This window comes from Peribacillus sp. NPDC096622 (assembly GCF_044762665.1).
GTDB lineage: Bacteria > Bacillota > Bacilli > Bacillales > DSM-1321 > Peribacillus > Peribacillus frigoritolerans_B.
The window spans coordinates 327,628-353,562 of the sequence record NZ_JBIWES010000004.1 but is presented as its reverse complement, the minus strand read 5'-3'; the positions used below and the strand labels follow the sequence as shown (position 1 = coordinate 353,562).

Below are 25,935 nucleotides of genomic sequence, written 5' to 3'. Positions count from 1 at the left end.
TCAGGTATTGAAATTGACAGATTATTAATGTAAATTAAGTATAATCAAATTTTGAAATCTTTTGAAAATTATATAAATGGATCTTATCGAGAGAGGTGGAGGGACTGGCCCGAAGAAACCTCAGCAACCAGCTTAGGCAAAGGTGCTAAATCCAGCAAGCAGAGCTTGATAGATGAGGAGAATGTTTCAAAAAACCTTCTTCTTTGAGAAGGTTTTTTTTCTTTTTCTCTCATACTCATAGACTACGACAAAAACAGGAATGTTTTTGAGAGAGGGTGTAATGATGAATTTTCGTAAAGAATTGAAAGAAAGAATGCTGGTTGGGGAAGGGGCAATGGGGACCTTGCTTTATTCTAATGGCATCGATCAATGTTATGAGGAATTAAACTGCACGAACCCAGATCAAATAGAGTCCATCCACCGTGCCTATCTGGAAGCTGGTGCAGATATCCTTCAATCGAATACATACGGAGCCAATTTCAATAAATTGAAACGGTATGGACTTGAAGACGAAGTGAGCAGAATCAATCGCCAGGGAGTCATTCTCGCTAAAAAAGCGGCAAAAGGAAAGGCATACGTCTTCGGTACCATAGGGGCACAGCGGAGTATCAGGAAATCGGATTTAAGCATGGAAGAGATAAAACGCGGTTTTCGTGAACAGCTATACAGTCTGTTGATGGAAAACCCTGATGGGATTCTCTTGGAAACATTTTATGACCTGGAAGAACTGGAAACCGTCCTGCAAATCGTTAAAAATGAAACTGGACTGCCGATCATCGCAAATGTCTCGATGCATGAACTGGGTAATCTTCAAAATGGAATCCATTTAAATGAAGCCTTTCAAAAACTCGAGCAATTAGGTGCCGATGTGGTTGGTGTGAATTGCCGTCTCGGTCCACATCATATGATTCGGGCCTTGGAAGAAGTGAGTTTGCCAAAGCAAGCAGCGATTGCCATTTACCCTAACGCAAGCCTGCCGGATTATGTCGATGGAAGGCTCGTTTATAAAGCTGTGCCGGAATATTTCGGTTCTAGTGCCCTGGAACTTCGTGAGCAAGGTGCCGTGATCATAGGAGGGTGCTGCGGAACGACTCCACTGCATATTCAAGCTGTAAAGAATGCAATTGGAAGTTTGGCTCCCGTGAAAGAGAAATTTACGAAATCCCGCGAAATAGAAATAATTGAAGTGAACGATAGGGAATTGGAACTTCCCCTTTACGAAAAAGCCAAAACAGAAAGGACGATTCTTGTTGAGCTTGATCCACCGAAAAAGCTAGGAATAGAGAGCTTCATGACTGGTGCTGAGGTTTTGAAAAAAGCAGGGGTCGATTCCATTACATTAGCGGATAATTCACTAGCCTCCCCGAGGATATCGAATGATGCACTGGCTAATTTACTGAAGAACCAATTGAATATAAAGCCGATGGTGCATATAACATGCCGTGATCGAAATTTGATTGGCCTGCAGTCACATTTAATGGGTCTGCAGACAGTGGGGCTGAACGAAATATTGATCATCACCGGAGACCCTTCAAAAATTGGGGACTTCCCGGGTGCCACTTCGGTTTATGATTTATCTTCCTTTGACCTGATAAGTATGGTCAAACAATTTAATGAAGGCCTTTCCTATTCCGGTCAAAGTTTGGGCCAGCGGGCAAATTTTAAAATTGCGGCAGCTTTTAATCCCAATGTGAAATATCTGGATAAAGCCGTACTGAGAATGGAAAAGAAGATTGCCTGCGGTGCTCAATCCTTTTTGACACAGCCAATTTATTCCGTGGAGCAGATCGAAGAAGTATATGAAGCTACAAAGCATTTAGAAACCCCAATTTTCATCGGTATCATGCCCTTGACAAGCACTCGGAACGCCGAATTCATCCATAATGAGATCCCAGGCATCAAATTGCCTGATAATGTTAGAAGGGCCATGGCTTTAGCGGGGGATGATCCTGTAAAGTCAAGGATTGAAGGGGTGAATATTGCGCGGGAACTTGTGGACGCGGCAAGGGAAAAATTCAAGGGGATTTATTTAATCACTCCGTTCCTTCGCTATGAAATGACGGCGGAACTAACGAAATATATTAGAAAAGTCGATAGTAAACAGACATCAGAGGTGGCAGTACATGAATAAAAAAGCGATTCAAGATCAGTTAAATTCTAAGATTCTCCTTCTTGACGGAGCGATGGGAACGATGCTTCAAGCGGAGAATTTAACGGCTGGGGATTTTGGCGGGGAACAATTCGAGGGCTGCAATGAGTATTTATCACTGACGCAACCGGAAATCATCCAATCCATTCATGAAAAATATTTAGCAGCGGGTGCAGACATCATTGAAACAAACACCTTCGGAGCGACCAGCATCGTTCTTGAGGAATACCAAATAAGCACGATCGCCTACAAGCTAAATAAAATTTCAGCTGAGCTTGCCGTTAAAGCTTGTGAGAAGTATTCAAATGATGAATGGCCAAGGTATGTGGCTGGCTCGATGGGCCCCACTACAAAAACGCTTTCCGTAACGGGGGGAACGACTTTTGATATTTTAACCGATTCTTATGAAGAACAGGCACTGGGTCTCTTGGATGGCGGTGTAGACTTGCTATTGGTGGAAACCTGTCAGGATATGCTTAATGTCAAGGCTGCCTTTTCTGGAATCAAGGCAGCATTCGCTAAAACGGGAAGAGATGTGCCTGTCATCATATCAGGAACGATCGAACCGATGGGAACGACACTTGCTGGCCAGTCCATAGAAGCTTTTTATTTATCGGTTGAACATATGAATCCCGTTGCTGTCGGCCTAAATTGTGCAACAGGGCCGGAATTCATGATAGACCATATCAGGACACTTGCAGATATATCAAATAGCGCCATCAGCTGTTATCCGAATGCAGGGCTCCCTGATGAAGAAGGTCACTATCACGAATCACCTACTTCCCTGGCAGAGAAAATGAAGCAATTTGCCGATAAGGGATGGGTCAATATCATTGGCGGATGTTGTGGTACGACACCAGAACATATTAAAGAACTTTCCAGGGTACTCGAAGGCATGAAGCCCCGTACAATTACGGAAACGGCCCATGGCCATGCCGTATCAGGCATAGAGCCGCTAATTTATGATGATTCAATGCGTCCTTTATTCGTAGGGGAGAGAACGAATGTTATCGGTTCCCGAAAATTCAAGGAGCTGATACGTGGAAAGCATTATGAGCCAGCTGCCGAAATTGCACGTAACCAAGTAAAAAAAGGCGCCCATGTCATTGATATCTGTCTTGCTGATCCTGATGGGGATGAACTTGGCGACATGAAGGAATTTGTAGAAGAGGTCGTCAAAAAAGTGAAAGTCCCATTGGTCATCGATACTACGGATGAAGCGGTACTTGAACAAGCATTAAAACGTTCACAAGGAAAATCGATCATTAATTCCATAAACCTTGAAGATGGTGAAGAGCGCTTTGAAAAAATAGTCCCCTTAGTCCATCAATATGGTGCTGCCGTTGTCGTCGGAACCATTGATGAAATTGGGATGGCCGTCGATGCTGAACGGAAATTGGAAGTGGCTACACGGTCTGTGGATTTGCTCGTTAATAAGTACGGTCTAAACAAAAGTGACATCATTTTTGATCCGCTGGTATTTCCTGTAGGCACAGGGGATGAACAATATATTGGATCTGCATTGGAGACGGTGAATGGAATAAAGGCGATTAAAGAAAAGTTTCCGGAATGCCTAACGATACTTGGGATTTCTAACGTTTCTTTCGGTCTGCCGGCGAGGGGAAGGGAAATATTAAATGCCGTTTTCCTTTACCATTGCACAAAAGCGGGTCTTGATTATGCTATCGTTAATACAGAAAAACTTGAACGTTTCGCTTTGATACCGGAAGAGGAAGTGAAATTGGCTGAGGCACTCCTGTTTGAGACTTCAACTGAAACTTTAGCGATTTTTACCGAATTTTATCGTGGAAAGAAAGCGGAGAAGAAGGATAATGGTGTAATCCTGCCATTGGACGAACGTCTAGGTAACTATATTATCGAAGGAACGAAAGAAGGATTGGTTGATGATTTAAATGAAGCGATTGAGCGAGGTGATACACCACTGGAAATCATCAATGGACCATTGATGGATGGGATGAGTGAAGTGGGTCGGCTGTTCAATGACAACCAACTTATTGTCGCGGAGGTGCTTCAGAGTGCTGAAGCGATGAAGGCGGCTGTAGCTCACCTTGAGCCACTTATGGAAAACTCTGAAGATAGTGCTAAGAAAGGGAAAATCCTGTTGGCGACTGTCAAGGGAGATGTGCATGATATCGGGAAAAACCTAGTGGATATCATCCTATCCAATAATGGCTATGAAGTCATTGATTTGGGAATAAAGGTCGCACCGCAACAAATCATTGAAGAGGTTCGAAAACATGAGCCAACCATCATTGGCCTATCTGGGTTACTTGTCAAATCTGCACAGCAAATGGTTTTAACCGCTCAGGATTTAAGGCAAGCGGGAATAGATACCCCAATTTTAGTTGGAGGGGCAGCATTATCCCGTAAATTCACCGATTTTAAAATATCACCTGAATATGAAGGGCCGGTTTTATATTCCAAAGATGCGATGGATGGTTTGGCTGTAACGAATATTTTACATGACGCTGACAAAAAAGGGCTCTACTTGGAAGAGTTGGTCGAGAAACGAGAAAGATCGAAAGCGAATGCCGCCATTGCTGCCACGATGGAAAAACCTGTTCGTAAGCAGTCCACAGCGGCTCCTTTAAGCGATGCTCCTGTTCAAAAACCGCGTGACATCAAACGTCACGTCCTGAAAAACTATCCATTGGATGTCGTCCAGCCATATATAAATAGGCAAATGCTGATTGGTCATCATTTGGGGTTAAAAGGCAAAGTTTCCGAGTTGCTAAAGCAAGGGAATGAAAAAGCAGTGCAGCTCAATGATCTCGTTGATGAATTGATCGAATTCCTAAAGATGGAACCGGATTATGGTTTGAATGCGGTTTATCAATTTTTCCCTGCTCAAAGCGAAGGAGATAAGCTATTTATATATAACCCGGACAATCATCATGAGGTTTTGGAAACTTTCGACTTTCCCCGGCAAGATACGAATCCGCATCTTTGTTTAGCGGACTTCGCTAAACCGATCTCATCCGGGCAAATGGATTATGTTGGTTTCTTCCTGGTCACTGCCGGAAAAGGCATCAGGAAATGGGCAGAAAAACTGAAGCTTGAAGGTGATTTCTTAAAAAATCACGCCCTTCAATCACTTGCTCTCGAAACAGCCGAAGGGTTCGCGGAAAGAATTCATCAATTGATGCGGGATGATTTAGGTATAAGCGATCCGATTGATATGTCCATGAAAGAGCGGTTTGCCGCTAAGTACACCGGGCAAAGGTTTTCATTTGGTTATCCTGCTTGCCCTAATCTGGAAGACCAGGAGAAGCTATTCCGCCTGTTGCAACCTCAAGATATTGGTGTGGAATTGACTGAAGGATACATGATGGAACCTGAGGCTTCCGTTTCAGCCATTGTTTTTGCACATCCTGAAGCACGTTACTTTAATGTCGATCGATAACTTCATTTAATAAAGGCAGCGGTATTTTTTACCGCTGCCTTATTGCGCATGAAACCCCTTAACTGGTACACCTTAATGGTCAAAAGGAAGGGGATGCAACACCTATGAAGAAGATGCTAAAATTAATTCTTTTCATGGCGAGTTCTTTCATTATTATTTTGTTTGATGTGGATGTGCAGAACATTCATGTACATGCAGTGGTTCCTGAAGAGATGACACCGCTCCTAAAAAGTAAGGCGAATCAGAAAATCGCTTATTTGACTTTCGATGACGGACCATCTTTGAATACCATGGAGATATTGGATATTTTGGACCGCTATCATGTTAAGGCCACATTTTTCGTTAAAGGTAACGAGGAACCATACGCAAAGGAATGTTATCAGGAAATGATATCCCGCGGTCATTCGATTGCCCTTCATTCATATACACATGATTATTCCATCGTTTATCGGTCAACTGAGAGTTTCTTTCAAGATTTGAATAGGCTTGAAACCATGCTGCAAGAGGAGTATGGGATAAAAAGCCGTATTGTGCGCCTTCCCGGAGGCTCGAATAATCGTCTGCGGCATCAGGCGTCAACGAAACCAATCATCAATGGAATCCTTCAACAACTAAAGGAAAAGGGGTATATTTACATTGATTGGTCCATTGACTCGACAGATGGTTTCAGTCCGTCAATAAGTGAACAACAAATCATTACTGCTGTACAAAAAGGGACGAAAAATCAAAAGCATGTTAATATCTTATTGCATGATATCAATAGTATGAAAAATACAGTGAAAGCATTGCCTGATATAATTGAATTCCTTAAAAAAGAAGGATATACCTTTGATACTATTGATGAGACAACGCCAAAAATGCAATTTAATTGATGAACACATAGTTTAACTATAGTAAATTAAGGTATAGGATATTGAGATTACAATGCGAAAGGATTTATCGTCTCTATGATGCCATCATTGTTTTTATCACACGGAACACCGCTATTAGCTTTGGAAAAGAATAGCTATACCTCTTTTTTGAAGGATTATATGCAAACTATGAAGAAACCTGCTGCCATCGTTATTTTGTCAGCGCATTGGGAAAATGAAGATCAAATGATTTCTGCAGTGGGGAAGCATGAAGTCATTTATGATTTTGCAGGATTTCCTGAAGAAATATTTCAGGTAACCTATCCTGCCAGGGGATGCCTTGAGCTGTCAGATCGAATTTTAACCTTATTGTCCAGGATAGATGTATTGGGGGAACTTGATGAAAGGCGCCCCCTGGATCATGGAGCATGGGGGCTTTTGCATATCATGTATCCCGAAGCAGATATCCCGACCGTATCCATGTCCATAAGTCTTGCGCTGCCATTGTACAAGCAGTATGAAATTGGGAAAGCGTTGAGGGAATTAAAGGAAAGTAATGTCCTGATCATAGGAAGCGGTGGAATTGTCCATAATTTCACCCATATTCAGAAAGACATGCATGTTGCAGAAGGATGGGCAATCGAGTTTGAGAATTGGGTCGAAGAGAAAATCATGAAATGGGATTTGCAACCTTTGTTCAATTATGAAAATATTGCCCCTTACAGTACAGAGGCTGTGCCTTCCAAAGAGCATTTCATTCCATTGGTCATCGCAATGGGGTCAGGGGATGACAACAAAAAAGCGACTCTTTTGCATAGGAGCTATCAATATGGCAATCTGAGTTTAACAGCTTGGAAGTTTGAGTAAGATGAAAGGGTTTTCAAACTAGTTAAATTTACCTGAAAAATAATCATTATACAAAAATACAAAAATCTTTTTTTAGCGAAAAAAAGACTTAAATGAGCAAAAAAGACAATTAAAAGCGATTTTTGACGAATTAAGCAGAAATATAGTTGAAAAAAGGTTGTATAAAGTGGTTTAACCTTTGGATATTTCGACAAAAACATGTTAATATAACATCTGAAAACGTTTTATCCTTTAAAATTTTATTATTCAATAACCAAACTTATTTATTATATATCTTATATATATCATATATTTGGGGAAAAATTAGAAGAAAGAAATTTGGGGATGGATAAAACGGAATGAAAAAAATTATGAGAAAAATTTGGGGGTTTACAAAATGACCATCAATGATTCTAAGGTATTAGACCACTGGAAAGCTTTTTCAGGTCCGAACCTTGGGTATGTCATGGAGCAATACGATTTATTTCTAGCCAACCCGGAAGAAGTGGATCCGGAACTGAAAAACTTTTTTGAAGTAGCAGGTCCTCCTTCATTCGATGTATCGGCAGAAACAACGACTGTAAGTGCATCAACTGTACAAACTGGAGAAGTTCTTCCAATGAAGAAAATTATGTCTGCAGTGAAGTTAGCTGAAAATATCCGTGCATACGGACATCTTGCTGCAAATATTTATCCTTTAAAAGAAGAAGCTCTGGACACTGAACAAATTCACTTTGAAAAATATGGCTTGACTGCAGATGATTTAAGGAAAATACCGGCTGACTTCATTTGTCCGGAATCACCTGAAGACGTGAAAGACGGATACGAAGCCGTACAATACCTAAAACAACTCTATACAAAAACGATAGCCTTTGAATTTCACCATGTTAATGACTTGGATGAAAAGCAATGGCTTACTGATATGGTCGAATCTGGAAACATGTTCCCGGAAGTGGGAAAAGAGAAAAGAGAACTATTACTTAAACGATTGAATGAAGTAGAAGGTTTCGAGAAATTCCTTCACCGCACATATGTAGGGCAAAAACGTTTCTCAATTGAAGGACTGGATGCTATGGTTCCGATTTTAGATGAAATGATTTCACAAACTGTCCAAAACGGAACGGGTAATGTGAATATTGCCATGGCTCACCGTGGCCGTTTGAATGTGCTTGCACATGTATTAGGAAAGCCTTATGAGGTCATTTTCTCTGAATTCCAACATTCACCGAATAAAGATTTGGTTCCTTCCGAAGGTTCGACAGGCATTAACAATGGATGGACAGGTGACGTTAAATACCATTTAGGTCTGGATAAACAGATTACTAAAGCTAATATACAAAAAGCAAGGATTACACTTGCCAATAACCCAAGTCACTTGGAAGTAGTCGGTCCAATCGTGGAAGGGTATTCTCGTGCGGCTCAAGAAGACCGTACGGAAAAAGGATTCCCGGTGCAAGACATTTCCAAATCTCTTGCAATCCTGATTCATGGTGATGCTGCATTCCCAGGTGAAGGAATTGTACCTGAAACGTTTAACTTAAGCCGTTTACGCGGTTATCAAGTTGGCGGCGCAATCCATATCATCGCCAATAATATGATCGGTTTTACAACGGAAAGTGAAGATTCACGTTCAACCTTATATGCTAGTGATTTGGCAAAAGGCTTTGAAGTGCCGATCGTGCATGTAAATGCAGATGATCCAGAAGCATGTATGGCTGCTGTGAACCTTGCTAACCTATATCGTGAAAAATACAACAAGGATTTCTTGATCGACCTGATCGGTTACAGACGTTTCGGCCATAACGAAATGGATGAGCCATTGGTGACTCAACCTGAAATGTATGCATTAATTCATAAGCATCCTACCGTAAAAGAGCTTTACGGGAAAAAACTTATTGAATCTGGCGAGTTCACTGAAGCCGAAGTTAAAGCGATTGGTGAGCAAGTGGATACAAGGCTTGCAGATGCATATGCGAAAATTTCCGGAAATAAACCGGAAGCTTCCAAAGAGTGTAATCCTCCTGGAATTATTGAAAAAGGACTTCCAGCCATTGAAACGGCAGTTCCGAAACAAGAACTTGTTACAATTAACGAAGAGCTTGTTAAGTGGCCGGAAGGATTCACTCCTAATAAAAAATTAGGAAAGATTTTATCTCGTCGCTTGGATTCCTTTGGTGCTGACGGAAAAATTGATTGGGCACATGCCGAGACATTGGCATTTGCATCGATTTTGAGTGACGGCACGCCAATCCGTTTGACAGGACAAGATTCAGAGCGTGGAACATTCGCACAACGTAATATCATGTTACATGATAGTGTTAATGGAAAAACATATTCACCACTTCACACACTTGAAACTGCCAAAGCTTCATTCGCTGTTCATAACAGCCCGCTTACTGAAACGGCAGTTCTGGCTTATGAATATGGTTATAATGTTTTTGCACCTGAGACACTTGTATTATGGGAAGGCCAATTCGGTGACTTCGCTAATACAGCACAAGTGATCTTTGACCAATTCATCGCGGCAGGCCGTGCAAAATGGGGTCAAAAATCAGGTCTTGTCATGCTGCTTCCACACGGTTATGAAGGACAAGGACCAGAGCACTCAAGTGCACGACTGGAACGCTTCCTTCAATTAGCAGCTGAAAACAACTGGACAGTCGCCAACTTAAGTTCGGCAGCTCAATACTTCCATATCCTTAGAAGACAAGCTAAGATTTTGGATCAAGAGCAAGTGCGTCCGCTTGTCATCATGACACCGAAGAGTATGCTTCGTAATCAAGTGATGGCTTCTACAGCAGAAGAATTCAGTGAAGGTGCTTTTGAATCATTCGTAGAAACCAAAGCTTTGGGCAAGAAACCTAAATCGGTTGAACGCATTGTTTTTGCAACAGGTAAATTGGCGGTTGAACTTCGTGAAAAAGCTGCAACTGAAAAAAATACGGATTGGTTGCAAATCATCAGTATCGAGGAAATTTACCCATTCCCATTCACTGGAGTTCAAGAAGCCCTGAAAAAATATACAAATCTTAAAGAAATCTTCTGGGCTCAAGAAGAACCTAAAAACATGGGTGCTTGGACATTTGTCGAACCTCGCCTGAATGCAGCGGCTCCTGGCAATCTTTCAGTAACATATATAGGAAGGAAGCGCAGATCAAGCCCGGCTGAGGGAGATCCACTTGTCCATAAAAATGAACAACAACGGATTATGACTCAAGCAATTACACGCAATAATGAGGGGGAGAAATAAAATGGCTGAAGTAAAAGTACCTGAATTGGCAGAATCAATTTCTGAAGGATCTATTGCGCAATGGTTAAAACAACCCGGTGATCACGTTGAAAAAGGAGAATATGTCCTTGAACTTGAAACGGATAAAGTGAACGTTGAAATCATTTCAGATTATACTGGTACACTTTCGGAACATTTAGCAGAAGAAGGCGATACTGTCCAAGTTGGACAGGCTATCGCCATCGTTGATGAAAATGGATCAGCTGCAGCAGCTCCAAAAGCGGAAGCTCCTAAGGTTGTAGAAGCTAAAGCAGAACCAGTTAAGGCTGAACAAGCGGCTCCTGTTAAAGAGGCTCCTAAAGCAGAAGCGAAAGAAGCATCATCCACTCAACAAGTTATTGCATCACCAGCTGCAAGGAAATTGGCTCGTGAAAAAGGAATTGACTTGACTCAAGTGCCTGTAGCAGATCCACTAGGTCGTGTACGTGTACAAGACGTAGAAGCAGCAACTAATGCACCTGCAGCACCTGCTGCAGCTCCAAAACAAGCAGCTGCACCTAAACAAGCAGCCGCTCCAGTTGAAGTGAATGATGACCGCATTGAAGTGGTTAAGATGACACGCCGTCGTCAAACCATTGCCAAACGTCTAGTTCAAGTACAATCAGAAGCAGCCATGCTTACTACTTTTAACGAAGTAGATCTTTCTGCAGTCATGGAATTGCGTAATCGCCATAAGGATTCTTTCGTGAAAACAAATGATGTTAAACTTGGTTTCATGTCATTCTTCACTAAAGCGGTCATTGGCGCATTGAAAAAATATCCGTTATTGAATGCTGAAATCCAAGGCGACCATATCCTGAAAAAGAACTTTTACGATATCGGTGTAGCAGTATCCACTGATGAAGGTCTTGTCGTTCCGGTTGTAAGGGATGCCGACCGCAAAAGCTTTGCTGAAATCGAGAAGAACATTTCGGATTTAGCTGTTAAAGCGCGTAACAACAAACTGGGACTTTCAGATTTATCAGGTGGTACTTTTACCATCACAAACGGAGGGACTTTCGGTTCCCTATTATCTACACCAATCTTGAATGCCCCTCAAGTTGGGATTTTGGGCATGCATACAATCAAGACTCGTCCAATCGCTGTTGGAGATCAAATCGAAAACAGACCAATGATGTACCTTGCATTATCTTATGATCACCGTATCGTAGACGGAAAAGAAGCTGTAGGTTTCTTAGTGGCCATCAAAGATATGCTTGAAGATCCAGAACAACTTTTACTTCAAGGTTAATAAAATAATACGAACCCCCCTGTCATCTTGACATGGGGGTTTTTTTTGTGAAGAACTGAAAGGATATTTTCATAGAAAAAAAGATAATGGGATTCAAAAGTTTTTTTCGAATGAATGGTTTTGAAGGTAATGATGAATGAATTTGAATATTTTTAAACGTTTATGATTGATTATTCCTTCGTTTTCATATATGATGATGATATTAAAGTGAGGTGGGCGAATTGTTGACAACTGAAAGGCATGAGTTCATCTTATCGATTCTTAAAGAACAAGGAACGGTAAAGCTGCAGGAGCTTGTAGATCAGTTACAAGCCTCGGAGTCGACCATTCGGAGAGATTTAGTGCAACTCGAAGAAATGAAGCTCTTGAAACGCGTGCATGGCGGGGCCTCTTTACTTCAAAGAAAAGGCCTTGAACCAACAACTATGGAAAAGCAATATAAAGCAAGAGCTGAAAAACAACTTATAGCAAAGCTGGCGGCTTCATTCATAGAGAAAAATGATTGTATATATCTTGATGCAGGCACGACAACTGCCGAAATGATCCCTTATTTAAAGGATAAAAATATAACGGTGCTGACAAATGGTCTTATGCATATTCCAAAACTCATCGAATTGGAAGTCAAAACAGTGTTAGTTGGCGGAACGATAAAATTTTCGACAAATGCGGTTATAGGAAGCAATGCTGTGCAGTTTTTGAATGAATACCGTTTTGATAAATGTTTTTTGGGAATGAACGGCATCCATCAAGATTTGGGTTTCACAACACCCGACCCGGAAGAAGCCCTGCTGAAGAAGATGGCATTACGCCTCTCTAACGAAACCTACGTGCTTGCTGACAGTTCAAAACTGAATGAAGCTACTTTCGCTAAGGTGGCAGATGTAAGCGATGCCATAATCCTTACTGACAGCAATGATGAAGAGGCTGTTGCTCAACTTCAAAAAAATCCAAAGATAAAGGTCGTGACCATTTAATGATTTATACAGTGACACTTAACCCATCCATCGATTACCTGGTCGAGGTGGAGAGTTTTCAAATGGGCAAGGTGAATCGAACCAGTTATGATGCAAAATTCCCTGGAGGGAAAGGGATCAATGTTTCCCGAGTGCTAAAAAGGCTTGGAAATAATACGACAGCGTTAGGATTCATCGGTGGTCAAACAGGTGAATTTGTAAAAAGGTTTTTAAGACAGGAAGAGATTTTCACGGACTTTACAGAAATAGCTGGAGATACAAGAATAAACATTAAATTGAAAACAGGGCTTGAGACCGAAATTAATAGCCAAGGGCCAGTCATTTCAAAAGGGAATTATCAACAATTATTCAGTCAGATTGAACAGTTGAATAATGATGATATCCTCATTTTGTCAGGAAGCATCCCTCCAAGTGTTCCTTCCGATGTATACGAAGCCATGGCAAGAACCTGTTCCCATAACGGCATAAAAGTGGTGGTGGATACGAGTGGCAAGGAATTACTGAATGTCCTTCCGCACCGGCCATTTTTAATCAAGCCCAATCATCATGAGCTGGGTGAGCTTTTTTCCACCGAAATAAGTACGGTTGATGATGCTAGGGAATATGGCGCTAAATTGGTTGAAGCAGGAGCACAAAACGTTATTGTTTCAATGGCGGGACAGGGTGCCGTGCTTTGCTCCGGTGGAGAATCATATTCCGCAAATGTTCCAAAAGGGAACGTCATCAACTCAGTGGGTGCCGGTGATTCCATGGTAGCAGGTTTCATCGGGACATATGAAAGGAAAGGGGATATTCTATCTGCTTTCCGATTCAGCCTTGCAGCAGGAAGTGCTACAGCCTTTTCATCCGATCTCGGTACATTGGATAAAATTGAAGAGTTATTACCGCAAATTGCTATCAATCAACTAACAGGAGGCTGACTCTATGAAAATTACAGACTTGTTAAAATTGGATACAATCATAATCGATCTGCAAAGTGTTACAAAGCAAGCAGTCATTGATGAACTATCAGGAAAGTTAGCCGAGGCAGGCAGGTTAAATGATGTGGATGGTTTCAAAGCTGCCATCTTAAAACGTGAAGAGCAAAGCACAACAGGGATTGGTGAAGGGATAGCCATACCGCACGCAAAAACAAATGCTGTAAAGATACCTGCCATCTGTTTCGGAAAATCGGTCAGTGGTGTGGATTATGAATCGCTTGATGGGCAGCCAGCTCATTTGTTCTTTATGATTGCAGCAAGTGAAGGAGCGAATGCAGATCACTTGGAAACCCTTTCCCGGCTTTCTTCGTTACTGATGGATGATAAATTCAGGGCCCGATTGATTTCTGCTTCTTCTGGTGAGGAAGTGTTGGAGATAATCAATCAAAAAGAAATGGAGGCTTATGAAGAAGAAAGTGAAGAGCAGCAATCGAGTAATGGTGCCAGCGGTAACAATAAAGGAGGTAAAATCCTTGCCGTTACAGCTTGTCCAACAGGAATTGCCCATACTTATATGGCTGCAGATGCGTTAAAGGCCAAAGCGAAGGAAATGGGAATCGATTTCAAAGTGGAAACAAATGGTTCCACAGGAATCAAAAATGGTTTAACGGCCGCAGAAATTGATGAGGCGGATGCGATTATCGTTGCAGCTGATAAGCAGGTGGAAATGGACCGTTTTAATGGTAAACATGTCATCATTGTCCCTGTTGCCCATGGGATCCGGAAGACCGAGGAACTGTTAACAAGAGCCGTGAATCAGGATGCACCTGTTTACAATGGAACTGGAAATGATAAAAGTGATGAAGGTGATTCAGCTAAAGGTGGATTGGGGATTTACAAGCACTTGATGAATGGTGTAAGTAATATGCTTCCATTTGTCGTCGGGGGCGGTATCTTGATTGCGCTTTCCTTCTTTTTTGGAATCGAGGCAGCCGATCCGGCAAATCCGGAATATAATCCCATTGCCAAAGCATTAAGTGATATAGGCGGGGGAAATGGTGCCTTCTTCTTGCTTGTCCCTGTACTAGCTGGATTCATCGCTTCAAGTATAGCCGACCGTCCAGGTTTTGCCCCTGGTATGGTAGGGGGATTATTGGCAGCACAGGCTAATGCCGGTTTTCTTGGCGGACTGATTGCCGGTTTCCTTGCAGGTTATGTCGTCTTGCTATTAAGAAAATTGTTTTCCAAGTTACCGCAAACACTCGATGGCATTAAACCGGTTTTACTCTATCCTGTATTCGGGATGTTAATTACAGGGTTTATCATGGTATTTCTCGTAAATGAACCAGTAACCGCAATTAACACGGGACTGACCAATTGGCTCCAGGGCTTATCTGGCACGAACGCAATATTCCTTGGCTTGATTCTTGGCGGTATGATGGCTGTGGATATGGGAGGGCCCATAAATAAAGCGGCATTCACTTTTGGGATTGCAGCCATTGAGGCATCAAGTTTCGGACCGCATGCTGCAGTTATGGCTGGTGGAATGGTTCCTCCTCTAGGAATCGCATTTGCAACTACATTCTTTAAAAGTAAATTCAGTGAAATGGAAAGGAAATCCGGTTTCACTAATTACTTCATGGGTGCTTCGTTCATTACAGAGGGAGCCATTCCTTTTGCGGCAGCGGATCCATTGCGGGTTATCGTCAGCAGTGTTGTTGGGGCAGCGACGGCAGGAGCGCTGTCAATGGCTTTTAGTGTAACATTGCCAGCGCCACATGGGGGAATATTCGTCATCCCCCTAGTCAACCATCCTTTCCGCTATTTGCTGGCGATTTTAATAGGGTCCCTCATTACCGCTTTAATTTTGGGATTCTGGAAAAAGAAACAAAAATAAATATACTACAAAAGCGGGTCCGAGAAAAATGGACCCGCTTTTTAATATTTCCATTCCAAAATTTCGATCCGGTTGCCGAAGTGATCGGATAAATATATGCGGTTCGCCCCGGGCAACCTCTCGTCTTCTGTAAAAGAAATATGCTTAGTCATTAAATGTTGTTTAAATTCAATGAGATTTTCAACTTCAAGTGCTGGATGCGCTTTTCTTGCGGGAATGAAATTATCCTCCGTTCCGACATGAATTTTGATCGATCCCGATTCAAACCATAACCCGCCATTGGAACTTAATGACGAAGGCTTTTTCACTTCCCGGAACATTAGTATCTCAGTGAAAAACTTCCTTGATTGGTCCTCGGTATTATTAGGAGATGCTAATTGGTAATGGTCGATTGACTTAAAAATGAAGTTCAGCTTGCAACCAATCTATTTCCTTATATTTCCAATTTTAAAACAAAAAAATCAATAAGGATATATTATTTTTTTAATTGTCATCGATAAGATTTCCTTATGTTTTAGTCGTGAGTGGTTTAAGAAAGCATGAATGTAATGTTTATGGGTAAAGGAGTATTAAAATGAACAAAAGGAGTGAATGTAGATGCTGAAGAAAAATACCTTAAAAACGACGAAAAGGGATGATATGATTGATGTAACGATAGAAGTACAGGCATTCATCAAGGAAAATGGGATTCAAGAGGGGATAGCTCTTATATATTGTCCACATACGACAGCAGGAATCACGATTAATGAAAATGCTGATCCCGATGTCAAAAAGGATATATTAAGAAGACTGGATGAGCAATACCCATGGAATCATACATTGGATTTACATATGGAAGGGAACACGGCTGCCCATTTGAAATCAAGTACGGTTGGTTCTTCACAACAGGTGATCATCCATAAAGGGAGCTTAGTCCTTGGTACTTGGCAGGGTGTATATTTTTGTGAATTCGATGGTCCCAGAGAAAGGCAATATTTTATTAAGTTATGTGTCGACCAGTAAAATGGAAGGCACTGTAAGGATGAGGTGGGTGGAAGCGGATTGGACGATGTTTGGATTGAAGGAAGCAAAGTCAAATTGAGGAATGTTAAACAAGCCGATTTAAAACGTTTATGGAGCCTGAAATATGGCGAAGCCGATCCAGAATGGAAAAAGTGGGATGCACCTTATCAGCCTCTTGAACTCATTGATTTCCATACGTTTATCGATAAAGAAACGAAGCATAAAACCTATGATGAGAAAATCGGGGCTTATTCCGAGCTATTAATGGAAAAAAACGATCAAATTATAGGTTCTGTTGTATATTACTGGGAACATGAACCTTCACGATGGCTTGAAATCGGAATTACTATTTTTGATCCCAAGTATTGGAATGGCGGTCATGGAACAGAAGCATTAATGATATTCATTGGCTATTTATTCGAAAACCTGGAGATTGAGCGGGTTGGACTTACAACTTGGTCAGGTAATGAACGTATGATCGCAGTTGGAAAAAAGGTTGGCATGCAAGTAGAGGGAAGAATGAGAAAATGCCGTTATCATGATGGTTATTATTATGATTCAATCAGAATGGGAATGCTTCGGGAAGAGTGGGAATCATTAAAATTCCGAAGATGAATTGACCCTGAAAATTTTTCCTTCATTTCCTTGGAAAAAATTTAGCACTGTTTTCTCCCATATGGTCTGTTATCCTAGGAAGGTGCTTAACGAGGAGGTAACAGGATGAAATTATCAGTATTAATATCCGTGATAATGACTCTAAGTGTCATCGTACTTGGTATAGCTTTTCCTAAGGGAACGACAAGTGAAGCTTCTGATGGGGCAACCAAACATGTCATTAAACAAGGTGAATCGATATGGGATATTGCAAAGCAGCACGGTGTTCCAATCGGTAAGTTAAAAAAAGTCAATAATAATGTAAATAATGTTGCCGAACCTGGTAAAACATTGATTATTCCACATGTAATGAATGAAAAAGATAAAGAATTATTAGCAAGGCTTGTGCATGCAGAAGCCAAAGGGGAACCATACAGAGGAAAGGTCGAGGTGGCAGGAGTTGTTTTGAATCGTCTTGATAGCAATGAATTCCCTGATACGGTCCGGGAAGTGATTTATCAAAAAAACCAATTCTCGCCTGTTGGTGATGGCAGTATAAACAAACCAGCAGGAAATGATGCCAAGAGAGCTGTCAATGAAGCATTGGCCATTCATGGCTACACAAATGATGCCTTGTATTTTTGGAATCCCAGTATTTCGGACAGCGAATGGATGAAACAATTAGAAGTAATAAAAATTATCGGCGGCCACCATTTTGCCATTTAAACTGCATATTAAAAACCGGCTTTCCAAATGGGGGGCCGGTTTTTTTGTTAAACGATATCAGCCCACATTTCGCGGGGATTCAGTTCATAAATGCTGTTTTCACGGTACATGATGCTTCCGATAATGAGTTCACGTCGTATCGTTGCATAATCATCATGGAAAGACTGGATGAATTCATTCAGTTCTTTTTCCGGATATTTTCGTCCCTTCTCCAACAGGCCTGCAATATGATGAAGAACGATCATTTTCTTTTTTCTCTGTGCTGGTATGGTTTTTAGTCGACCATCTGGAGTAAAAAAGTTCTCAAGGATCTTTTTGTGTTCTAAATTCAGCTTTTGACTTTCCATTTTATTGGGGTCCCCCTTAGTTGAAACCATTTTAGGTAATGCTGACGAATAATGCTTCAGGACATCTTCATTCAAAAAATAATATACCGTATTTTTTTCCCTCCGATCCCTCACTAAATTAATGTCTTTCAATTTCGTTAAATGGTGTGAAATGGTTGGGGCCGTCAATTTTAATATTCCCGCAAGTGCCTGTCCGTGTTTTGGTCCGTTTGCCAGGATGGATATAATCCTAATCCTTGTCACATCACCAATCGTTTTGTGGAAAGCTACCAATTTTTCTAATTGCAATTTTGTCCCCCCTCATAATTAGATTATCATCTAATTAGATAATAATCTAATTAGTGACTGTCAATCAAGTTAATATTCACTTTTCTATAATGCTTGGAAGATCTGATGTATACTTTAGGGGAATACTAAAAAAATAATCCGGAATTAAGGAGCTGTAACATGGCTAATACGCATGTTTATACAAAAAAAGAAGAAGTAGTCAATGCGATAACCCATGGTGTCGGCGTTTTGTTGAGTATTGCTGCACTTGTGTTTTTAATCATATACTCAGCTCAAACAGGATCGACTTGGAATGTAGTCATTTCAGTCATATATGGTGTTTCCATGCTTCTTTTATACGTCTCTTCCACTTTAGTGCATAGTTTTCCAGAGGGGAAAACAAAGGATATATTTGAAATCTTTGATCATTCGGCCATATATATATTCATTGCTGGAACATACACGCCCATCATGCTTCTTGTGATCAAAGGGTCACTAGGCTGGACACTGCTAGGTATCATTTGGGGAGTTGCAATCATTGGCGTCGTTTTCAAAGCTTTCTATGTGAAAAAATTCCTTTTCCTTTCGACGATTCTCTATATTGCAATGGGGTGGATGATCGTTATCGTTTGGGGGCCACTTACAGCTACGATGCCTTCAGCTGGTATCCAGTTACTGATTGCAGGGGGATTGCTTTATACGTTTGGAGCCATCTTTTATGTTTGGCGCGGTTTTCCGTTCCATCACGCGGTTTGGCATGTATTCGTGCTTGGGGGAACTGTCACACACTTTTTTGCAGTATTGTTTTATATCCTTCCACTATGATCACTTGGTCGATTTGATGTATCTGAGAGATTGGTTGAGGTTTTAAATGACCCCTATTAGGAAATAATTAAGGTATACAGACTAAAGGAGGAAAAACTAATGAGAAGATCAATCAAAATATTATCAGTGCCGTTTGCCGCTTTGCTTGTTTTGGCTGGATGCGGCGAAGAAAACGATGAAGTGAAAAACCCGCCGGTTCAGGAAAATGAAAATCAAGCGGAAAATAATTCTGAAACAGGTACGGATAATAATGAAAAACTGCCTTTCACATATAAGGATTTTCAATTAGAAGTGGATTATACCGGCAATGATAACGAATACGAAGCTGAATATGATACAATGGGAGCTCAAACAGAAGCTTCGATCGAGGACAAACTTAACAAACACGAAGTTCACGGTGATGAGGCAATGAAAGAATTGACCCCGATTCTAGAAAAATTGACATTCACCAAAGATTCATCAGATGAGGAAGTCATTCAAGAAGTGACAAAAGCATTTAATTTGAAGGATGACTATCAGGAATTTGATTTAGAGGTCGTTTTCGAAGATGGTACGAAAAAAGAATATCAAGTGAATAATAAGTAACTAAAATCCATTACTCTATTCTGCAAGTTCATATGTGCCGTCAATAGTTGTCAAATTACTGTTCCTATAGTAAAATGGTTACGGTTAGCAAAGGGGATAATATACATTTGCTATTCATATTCGGACTTATGGGGATAGGACCGCAATAAATACTTGCAAAAAAGATTCTTTTTTAAGAGTCTTTTTTTTGTAGTGTTCTGGAATGAAGAAAAGGGTACCGCTTGCGGTACCCTTTTCTTCATTTACCCATCATTGCGATAGTGGTGCATTTCTTTTTGGCAGCATATTAGCCGACGCTAACCTTGAACGGATTGTTATGCCAAGCCAAGATGCAAGGAATGCCTTTAAAACGCCTACGATTATAAATGGTGCAAAACCGCTGGCAAATGCCACTGGCCAAGATAATGAACTCATATATTTTAACCAAACCGTACCGATGACCAAAGTAATTATCATCCCGATTGTATTTGCAAGGAAAGCCATTGCGACTGAGAAACGGGTTTTTTCCAATATCAGGCCAGTTATATATACTGTCGGGATATAGGATAATAAATAACCGCCAGTAGGACCGAATATCTTAGCCAGCCCTCCTGACATTTCAGCGAAAACCGGTACTCCCGCTGCCCCTATGAACAGATATAATAAAACGGAAGAGGTTCCATAACGTGAACCCAGTATCGTTGCTGCCAGTCCAACAGCTAGAGTCTGTCCTGTAATCGGTACTAATGGCAGTGGAATTGTAATTTGGGCAAGTATTCCTATAATTGCTGCAAATAAAGCTGTAACCATCATCATTCTTAACTTCTCATGACGCTCCTTCATCGTGCTTCCTCCCTTTATGTAAACCTGGCTGCATAACGAGTTGACATATAAAGAATTTTAATATGTTAAGTAAACACTGTCAATGATATTATGAATTTTATTTCATAATGGTCTTTTAGAAGACAGGGGTTGACCAAGGTAAAATTCAAAATATGGAAAATAAATGAAACTTTTTCATCTAGGGCTTTGCATAAAGCTTTCACAAGGTGATGGTCAATTCCTATTTTGGTCGTGAGAAAAGTGCATATATATTTATGACCAAATTTAAACTTTTAAGAAAGTTAATAATCATGGTCCGTATGGATTGGATAAAAAAATATTGACTGAACAGTATGTTTCCGCGTACAATGAGATGAGTTATTAGTTAATTCATAAAATTAAAAATTGATTTTGACAGAAGCATCGAACACTAGGCAATCATTTACGCGTTTGCAGAAAAAGAGGAAGAATCCTCATTAACAAGCGAGCGAACGCTAATGATTTGGCGTATGGAAAAGGAAAAGTTGGTTAAATGGAGTTGCAAAAAAAGACCACATTTTAATAATTAAAAGCCTATAGTTATTTAGTGAAAATAGGGGGCTGTATTGATGACGGGATCCGTCTGTCAATATGGCCTCCTTTTTATTGTTTTAAAAAAGAATGAGGGGGTGTAGGAAATGATTGTGTGACGGGCGAGTCCTTAACAATTAAAGAGGTGAAATAATTTATGGTAATGCGTTTGTCGGCTTCAGCCGAGGAAGATTTGAGTTTTTAAAACTAAATTAATTTGAAAGCGCTTACTTTTTTCTTTTTATATGGCTAGTTTTTTATAGATTTTTAAAAAACAATACGAGGGGGGATTATTTATGGAAGAGTTCGTTAATGGATTAAATGGATTGTTGTGGAGTACTCCTGTTATTTATGCGTTAATGGGTGTTGGGTTATTTTTTTCAATTTTATCACGTTTTGTCCAGGTCAGACAAATTAAGGAAATGTTAAGGGTTATGTTTCAAGGGAAAAGTTCGGAAGCAGGAGTGTCATCTTTCCAAGCTTTATCTATAGCACTTTCAGGCCGAGTTGGAACTGGGAATATCGCTGGTGTAGCAACAGCTATTTTTTTCGGCGGACCAGGCGCTGTTTTTTGGATGTGGGTTATTGCTTTCATTGGTGCATCTAGTGCATATATTGAATCTACTCTTGCACAGATTTATAAGGTAAAGCAAGATGGGCAATATCGTGGTGGTCCAGCTTATTATATTGAAAAGGGAATTGGCTGGAAATGGTTTGCAGTTGCCTTTGCTTTAGCAATGCTTGTTGCGCTTGCCATTCTTATGCCGGGTGTTCAGTCAAATTCGATAGCGCTAGGGATCGATACTGCATTTGGAATTGATAAGAATATAACCGGAATAGTTATTGGTCTTTTATTAGCTATTATTATATTTGGTGGGGTTAAAAGAATTGCTACTGCTGCTACAATCATCGTTCCGTTTATGGCTTTGGGTTATGTCCTGTTAGCTCTCGTTATCATAGCCATGAATATTACAGCAGTCCCAGCGATATTTTCTCTAATTTTTAGGAGTGCTTTTGCCATGGATTCTATGTTTGGCGGAATGATTGGAATGGCGATTTTATGGGGAGTAAAACGTGGACTTTATTCAAATGAAGCAGGCCAAGGAACAGGGGCACATCCGGCGGCAGCTGCTGAAGTGTCGCACCCGGCACAACAAGGATTAGTTCAAGCTTTTTCTGTTTATATTGATACATTATTTGTGTGCTCTGCAACAGCATTTATGATTCTATTTACCGGGATGTACAATACAGAAACAGCGGATGGTACTCGTCTGGTAAATAACTTACCAGAAGTTGAAGTAGGTCCTGGGTTTACTCAGGCTGCTATTGACAGTGTATTCCCTGGATTTGGTGCAGGATTTGTGGCTGTTGCTTTATTCTTCTTCACTTTTACGACGATTATGGCTTATTACTATATAGCTGAAACAAATATCGCTTACTTAACCCGTGGTAAAAACAGTAGCTGGCCAATGTTAATATTAAAATTTGTTATTATAGCCGCATCTATCTATGGTGCTGCTAATGAAGCCACCTTAGCCTGGGCATTAGGAGATGCTGGTTTAGGGATTACGGTGTGGCTAAATATTATTGCGATTTTAATACTCGCCAAACCTGCATTAATTACTTTGAAAGACTATGAAAATCAGAAAAAGCAAGGGATACTAGACCCGGTATTTGATCCCAAAGCTTTGGGGATTAAGAATGCCGATTACTGGGAGGAAGAGTATAAAAGAGGTAAAGAATGCGCTTCAACTAAGAGAAAAGTTGAATAACATATCCAAATCCACTTAAACTTTATCTTCTAGAGCATAACCGTTCAATATTTTTCAGGCACTAGATTGAGCTGATGGTTAAAAGCCTGTACATTTTTCGAGATTTCATTGACTGATAGAACACATTATAAACAACATCTGATTTGAGCCTTTCCACAATCCCTCAATCAGATTTAATTAAAGTAAAATCAACAGTTCTAAGCGAAGTTGATGCTCTTCTAATAAAGTCGAATCAACTTCGCGTGATACTGTTCTTCATCTATGCAAAAAAGATCACCGGTTTCATAGTCGAGTGTTCCGATGAATTCGGTGAACAGGTCAACAGTTTCGGTTTTGAACTATAGCTACAGTAGTATAAAAACCACTTGATGAAAGAAGCAAAGAAACTTGAAAAAAATCTCTTTTTAATCGACCTTGACGGAAATCAATTGGGCCACAACAAATTGCGTTTACTTGAAGAAAGAAAGGCAACATGCACTATTTAGCAAGAGGCAAATTGTCTCTCCGTACTGTTTAGGATTTCTGTTAATGTTTTTGTTCTCTAGTGCCTTTATAAAGGGGTTTAAACAATTTCAAAATAGGGGTGAAGGAAAAGTGTCAAATGCTGTAAAGTTATATCAATTAAGTCGAAAAGTACATAAATGGGCAGGATTAATTTTATCTGTTTTTTTTATGTTCATAGCAGTCACAGGCCTCTTGCTTGTTTATATGATACCACTCGGAGTGGCTGATGAGTTAAGGACGGGGAAAGAGGCAAGTCCAAGTCAATCGATACCTATGGATAAGGTGGTGTCCATTGCCACGTCTCAGGGGCTTCCAGGTGTAACATCGGTAGAAGATATCTTTAGAATAGAATATAGACCAAGTGCAAATGTTTACCAGATTCGCTTTAATAACAGTCAAGGTGTTCAAATCGATGCGAGTACCGGAAAAGTATTATCTACAAACCCAGATTACTCAACTTTCCTCATTACTTTGCATGATGGATCCTTCTTTGGTAATTGGTATAGATACAGTGCACTAACATTCGCAGGTTTATCTCTCATTCTACTATCATTTTCCGGGTATTATATGGTGGGCTATCCACTTTATAAGCGTTTAATGACAAGAAAAAAAGCAAAAAGCATGGAAAATATAGCTAAACTAAGTAATAAAGATATAAATAAGTGATACCCCATTTTTTTGTCATTTTTATACCGCCAACACTTTGCTGGTATGACCCCGTTATATCAAATATCAAAAAAAGACGGAAAGAAAGGAGATATCAATTTGAATATTGTCCTAAATAACGAACGTAGGACCGTAAACTCCTTGTCTGGTGCCATTTGGAGGTGGCATTTTTACGCTGGGATGGTATTCGCTCCATTTCTGATTCTTTTGGCAATAACTGGAGGTATTTATCTATTCAAGCCTGAGATCGAGTCACTCCTATATAAAAATTATTACTATGTTCAAGCAGAAGGTCAGAAGTTGCCAGCTTCCAAACAATTTGAGAAAGTAAAAGAATCTCATCCAGATGGTCAATTCACACGATACAAGCCTGGTGTTGAAGGAAATCGATCTTCAGAAGTGGGGATTCTTGATGGTAATAAATCACTAACGGTTTTTGTCAATCCCTATAATGGCAAAATCGTTGGAGAAATAGATGATGCCGATCGATTCATGGCTAAAATAGAGAAGTTGCATGGTCAATTGATGGTAGGTAAAGTTGGCGATCTACTGATAGAACTTGCAGTGTGTTGGGGCTTGATTCTCTCAATCACCGGCATGTATCTCTGGAGGCCCAAGGATCGAAAGGGGGTATTCAAAAGGTTGATTCTCCGGCAAAAACGGGGCAAGCGAGCCTTTTGGCGGGATATTCATGCAATGACGGGCTTTCTCATGTCATTGGGTATTGTTTTTTTAATCTTGACCGGTTTACCTTGGACTGGATTTTGGGGGCAGCAAGTCCAACAAATAGGGACAAACACAGGTACGGGAATTCCAGCCCCTGTATGGGGAGAAACACCGAAGTCGACCGAACTGGCAAAAGGGAATGTTTCCTCTATTTCCATCGATGAGATCGTAAGGATTGCTGAATCCCGGAAATTATATCCGGGGTATGATGTGTACTTCCCTGATGCTCCAAAAGGAGTCTACACTGTACAGGTTTTCCTTCCCAAATCTACAGATGAAGCTACATTACATATCGATCAATACAATGGGAAAGTACTAAGCGATTCTCGATACAAGGATTATGGTCTTCTAGGAAAGGCCATTACCACGGGATATTATCTTCACATTGGAGCCGAGCTTGGCTTGATAAATCAAATTGTGGGGCTCATCATCTGTATAGGAATCGTGCTCATCGTTGTTACAGGGATTTTGATGTGGTGGAAACGAAAACCTAACAACAAACTAGGTGCACCTCCTCAACCAAAGAATTTCAAGATGGAAAAAGGCTTAGCTTTGATTATTGTAATTTTTAGTATTATATTTCCATTGGTAGGAGTATCTTTGCTCTTTGTTTTTCTTTTGGATTGGCTGGTGACTCGCCGGATTCACCGAGTAAAGCAGTGGATTGGGTAAATGTCACTTTAGACGTTATTTTTCATTTTTTGATTAAGTTACGATTTAAATAGCTGAGAAGGAGTATTAAACATAGGTTTAATGCTCTTTTTTTCGTTAAGAAAAGTAAGTTCGGTGTTTTTAAACGGGTGCTTTATTTCAATAAGAGAGGTTGCTGAGGCAGCCTTTTTCTTATGGCACTTACGGGGCAGGTTACTTGAAGAAGAGCTATGTTAATAGTTTAACCACTTTTACTAATTTATGGTAACATTAAATTAATGAATTTTATTAGGAGAGCTAAAATTATGGGGATTATAC

General features: G+C 40.4%; 20 protein-coding genes, 1 pseudogene and 1 riboswitch. Of the genes and pseudogenes, 17 read left to right on the top strand and 4 right to left on the bottom strand.

The window, feature by feature from the left end:
- The first annotated feature begins 80 nt into the window (after positions 1-80).
- A riboswitch (SAM riboswitch) is annotated at positions 81-179 on the top strand.
- 104 nt (positions 180-283) lie between these two features.
- The 9 genes from ACIQYG_RS10565 (at position 284) to ACIQYG_RS10525 (ending at position 15,581) form a co-directional block, all read left to right on the top strand.
- Positions 284-2,131 carry a bifunctional homocysteine S-methyltransferase/methylenetetrahydrofolate reductase gene (locus ACIQYG_RS10565; protein WP_402837923.1) on the top strand — a complete coding sequence of 616 codons (1,848 nt, stop codon included), beginning with the start codon at positions 284-286 and terminating at the stop codon, positions 2,129-2,131.
- Positions 2,124-5,573, top strand: coding sequence for a methionine synthase (gene metH / locus ACIQYG_RS10560; protein WP_402837740.1), 3,450 nt, complete (start codon positions 2,124-2,126; stop codon positions 5,571-5,573). The genes ACIQYG_RS10565 and metH overlap by 8 nt, the downstream gene beginning before the upstream one ends.
- A gap of 104 nt (positions 5,574-5,677) precedes the next feature.
- On the top strand, positions 5,678-6,445 hold the full coding sequence (locus ACIQYG_RS10555) for a polysaccharide deacetylase family protein (protein WP_402837738.1): 768 nt from the start codon (positions 5,678-5,680) through the stop codon (positions 6,443-6,445).
- Positions 6,446-6,520: 75 nt separating this feature from the next.
- Positions 6,521-7,291, top strand: a complete 771-nt coding sequence (locus ACIQYG_RS10550; protein ID WP_402837736.1) for a dioxygenase family protein — start codon at positions 6,521-6,523, stop codon at positions 7,289-7,291.
- 376 nt (positions 7,292-7,667) lie between these two features.
- The gene (locus ACIQYG_RS10545) at positions 7,668-10,520 is read left to right on the top strand and encodes a 2-oxoglutarate dehydrogenase E1 component (RefSeq protein ID WP_402837734.1); all 2,853 of its coding nucleotides are present in this window, start codon (positions 7,668-7,670) and stop codon (positions 10,518-10,520) included.
- Position 10,521: 1 nt separating this feature from the next.
- Positions 10,522-11,790 carry a 2-oxoglutarate dehydrogenase complex dihydrolipoyllysine-residue succinyltransferase gene (gene odhB / locus ACIQYG_RS10540; RefSeq protein WP_402837732.1) on the top strand — a complete coding sequence of 423 codons (1,269 nt, stop codon included), beginning with the start codon at positions 10,522-10,524 and terminating at the stop codon, positions 11,788-11,790.
- Between the two features lie 221 nt (positions 11,791-12,011).
- Positions 12,012-12,764, top strand: coding sequence for a DeoR/GlpR family DNA-binding transcription regulator (locus ACIQYG_RS10535; RefSeq protein ID WP_402837730.1), 753 nt, complete (start codon positions 12,012-12,014; stop codon positions 12,762-12,764).
- Positions 12,764-13,684: a 1-phosphofructokinase gene (pfkB, locus tag ACIQYG_RS10530; RefSeq protein WP_402837729.1), complete on the top strand. Its 921-nt coding sequence runs from the start codon at positions 12,764-12,766 to the stop codon at positions 13,682-13,684. The genes ACIQYG_RS10535 and pfkB overlap by 1 nt, the downstream gene beginning before the upstream one ends.
- A gap of 4 nt (positions 13,685-13,688) precedes the next feature.
- Positions 13,689-15,581, top strand: a complete 1,893-nt coding sequence (locus ACIQYG_RS10525; RefSeq protein ID WP_402837727.1) for a PTS fructose transporter subunit IIABC — start codon at positions 13,689-13,691, stop codon at positions 15,579-15,581.
- A 41-nt stretch (positions 15,582-15,622) separates the two neighbouring features.
- Here the strand turns inward: ACIQYG_RS10525 and ACIQYG_RS10520 are convergent, their stop codons facing one another.
- Positions 15,623-15,973 carry a VOC family protein gene (locus ACIQYG_RS10520; RefSeq protein WP_402837921.1) on the bottom strand — a complete coding sequence of 117 codons (351 nt, stop codon included), beginning with the start codon at positions 15,971-15,973 and terminating at the stop codon, positions 15,623-15,625.
- 205 nt (positions 15,974-16,178) lie between these two features.
- Here ACIQYG_RS10520 and ACIQYG_RS10515 point away from each other — a divergent pair, with 205 nt between their 5' ends.
- The 3 genes from ACIQYG_RS10515 to ACIQYG_RS10505 all read left to right on the top strand — a co-directional run bounded on the left by ACIQYG_RS10515 (position 16,179) and on the right by ACIQYG_RS10505 (position 17,903).
- The gene (locus ACIQYG_RS10515; protein ID WP_402837725.1) at positions 16,179-16,583 is read left to right on the top strand and encodes a secondary thiamine-phosphate synthase enzyme YjbQ; all 405 of its coding nucleotides are present in this window, start codon (positions 16,179-16,181) and stop codon (positions 16,581-16,583) included.
- 39 nt (positions 16,584-16,622) lie between these two features.
- Positions 16,623-17,198: a GNAT family N-acetyltransferase gene (locus tag ACIQYG_RS10510; protein WP_402837723.1), complete on the top strand. Its 576-nt coding sequence runs from the start codon at positions 16,623-16,625 to the stop codon at positions 17,196-17,198.
- 105 nt (positions 17,199-17,303) lie between these two features.
- Positions 17,304-17,903, top strand: coding sequence for a cell wall hydrolase (locus tag ACIQYG_RS10505; RefSeq protein ID WP_402837721.1), 600 nt, complete (start codon positions 17,304-17,306; stop codon positions 17,901-17,903).
- Between the two features lie 47 nt (positions 17,904-17,950).
- Here the strand turns inward: ACIQYG_RS10505 and ACIQYG_RS10500 are convergent, their stop codons facing one another.
- On the bottom strand, positions 17,951-18,538 hold the full coding sequence (locus tag ACIQYG_RS10500; RefSeq protein ID WP_402837719.1) for a DUF2087 domain-containing protein: 588 nt from the start codon (positions 18,536-18,538) through the stop codon (positions 17,951-17,953).
- Positions 18,539-18,697: 159 nt separating this feature from the next.
- On the opposite strand from ACIQYG_RS10500, the gene trhA reads away from it, so the two are divergent.
- Positions 18,698-19,342 carry a PAQR family membrane homeostasis protein TrhA gene (gene trhA, locus ACIQYG_RS10495; RefSeq protein WP_402837717.1) on the top strand — a complete coding sequence of 215 codons (645 nt, stop codon included), beginning with the start codon at positions 18,698-18,700 and terminating at the stop codon, positions 19,340-19,342.
- Between the two features lie 99 nt (positions 19,343-19,441).
- A complete protein-coding gene (locus ACIQYG_RS10490) occupies positions 19,442-19,927 on the top strand; it encodes a YusW family protein (RefSeq protein ID WP_402837715.1) in 486 nt (161 codons plus the stop codon).
- Positions 19,928-20,176: 249 nt separating this feature from the next.
- Here the strand turns inward: ACIQYG_RS10490 and ACIQYG_RS10485 are convergent, their stop codons facing one another.
- Positions 20,177-20,749, bottom strand: coding sequence for a biotin transporter BioY (locus ACIQYG_RS10485; protein ID WP_402837713.1), 573 nt, complete (start codon positions 20,747-20,749; stop codon positions 20,177-20,179).
- A gap of 845 nt (positions 20,750-21,594) precedes the next feature.
- Between ACIQYG_RS10485 and ACIQYG_RS10480 the strand changes: the two genes are divergently transcribed.
- Positions 21,595-23,070 carry an alanine/glycine:cation symporter family protein gene (locus ACIQYG_RS10480; RefSeq protein WP_402837711.1) on the top strand — a complete coding sequence of 492 codons (1,476 nt, stop codon included), beginning with the start codon at positions 21,595-21,597 and terminating at the stop codon, positions 23,068-23,070.
- 22 nt (positions 23,071-23,092) lie between these two features.
- On the opposite strand, the pseudogene ACIQYG_RS10475 reads toward ACIQYG_RS10480, so the two are convergent.
- Positions 23,093-23,378: pseudogene (locus tag ACIQYG_RS10475) on the bottom strand (hypothetical protein); the annotation flags it as partial.
- Between the two features lie 286 nt (positions 23,379-23,664).
- Between ACIQYG_RS10475 and ACIQYG_RS10470 the strand changes: the two are divergent.
- Positions 23,665-24,240: a PepSY domain-containing protein gene (locus tag ACIQYG_RS10470; protein WP_402837709.1), complete on the top strand. Its 576-nt coding sequence runs from the start codon at positions 23,665-23,667 to the stop codon at positions 24,238-24,240.
- Between the two features lie 99 nt (positions 24,241-24,339).
- The gene (locus tag ACIQYG_RS10465) at positions 24,340-25,638 is read left to right on the top strand and encodes a PepSY-associated TM helix domain-containing protein (protein ID WP_402837707.1); all 1,299 of its coding nucleotides are present in this window, start codon (positions 24,340-24,342) and stop codon (positions 25,636-25,638) included.
- Positions 25,639-25,935 lie beyond the last annotated feature (297 nt).

Bases quoted from the DNA above. Each gene is read 5' to 3' on its own strand.
- ACIQYG_RS10550 (WP_402837736.1), top strand. From the start codon at position 6,521: ATGATGCCATCATTGTTTTTATCACACGGAACACCGCTATTAGCTTTG.
- odhB (WP_402837732.1), top strand. From the start codon at position 10,522: ATGGCTGAAGTAAAAGTACCTGAATTGGCAGAATCAATTTCTGAAGGA.
- ACIQYG_RS10505 (WP_402837721.1), top strand. From the start codon at position 17,304: ATGAAATTATCAGTATTAATATCCGTGATAATGACTCTAAGTGTCATC.
- pfkB (WP_402837729.1), top strand. From the start codon at position 12,764: ATGATTTATACAGTGACACTTAACCCATCCATCGATTACCTGGTCGAG.
- ACIQYG_RS10565 (WP_402837923.1), top strand. From the start codon at position 284: ATGAATTTTCGTAAAGAATTGAAAGAAAGAATGCTGGTTGGGGAAGGG.
- ACIQYG_RS10515 (WP_402837725.1), top strand. From the start codon at position 16,179: ATGCTGAAGAAAAATACCTTAAAAACGACGAAAAGGGATGATATGATT.
- ACIQYG_RS10480 (WP_402837711.1), top strand. From the start codon at position 21,595: ATGGAAGAGTTCGTTAATGGATTAAATGGATTGTTGTGGAGTACTCCT.
- ACIQYG_RS10545 (WP_402837734.1), top strand. From the start codon at position 7,668: ATGACCATCAATGATTCTAAGGTATTAGACCACTGGAAAGCTTTTTCA.
- ACIQYG_RS10555 (WP_402837738.1), top strand. From the start codon at position 5,678: ATGAAGAAGATGCTAAAATTAATTCTTTTCATGGCGAGTTCTTTCATT.
- ACIQYG_RS10485 (WP_402837713.1), bottom strand. From the start codon at position 20,749: ATGAAGGAGCGTCATGAGAAGTTAAGAATGATGATGGTTACAGCTTTA.
- ACIQYG_RS10490 (WP_402837715.1), top strand. From the start codon at position 19,442: ATGAGAAGATCAATCAAAATATTATCAGTGCCGTTTGCCGCTTTGCTT.
- trhA (WP_402837717.1), top strand. From the start codon at position 18,698: ATGGCTAATACGCATGTTTATACAAAAAAAGAAGAAGTAGTCAATGCG.
- metH (WP_402837740.1), top strand. From the start codon at position 2,124: ATGAATAAAAAAGCGATTCAAGATCAGTTAAATTCTAAGATTCTCCTT.
- ACIQYG_RS10525 (WP_402837727.1), top strand. From the start codon at position 13,689: ATGAAAATTACAGACTTGTTAAAATTGGATACAATCATAATCGATCTG.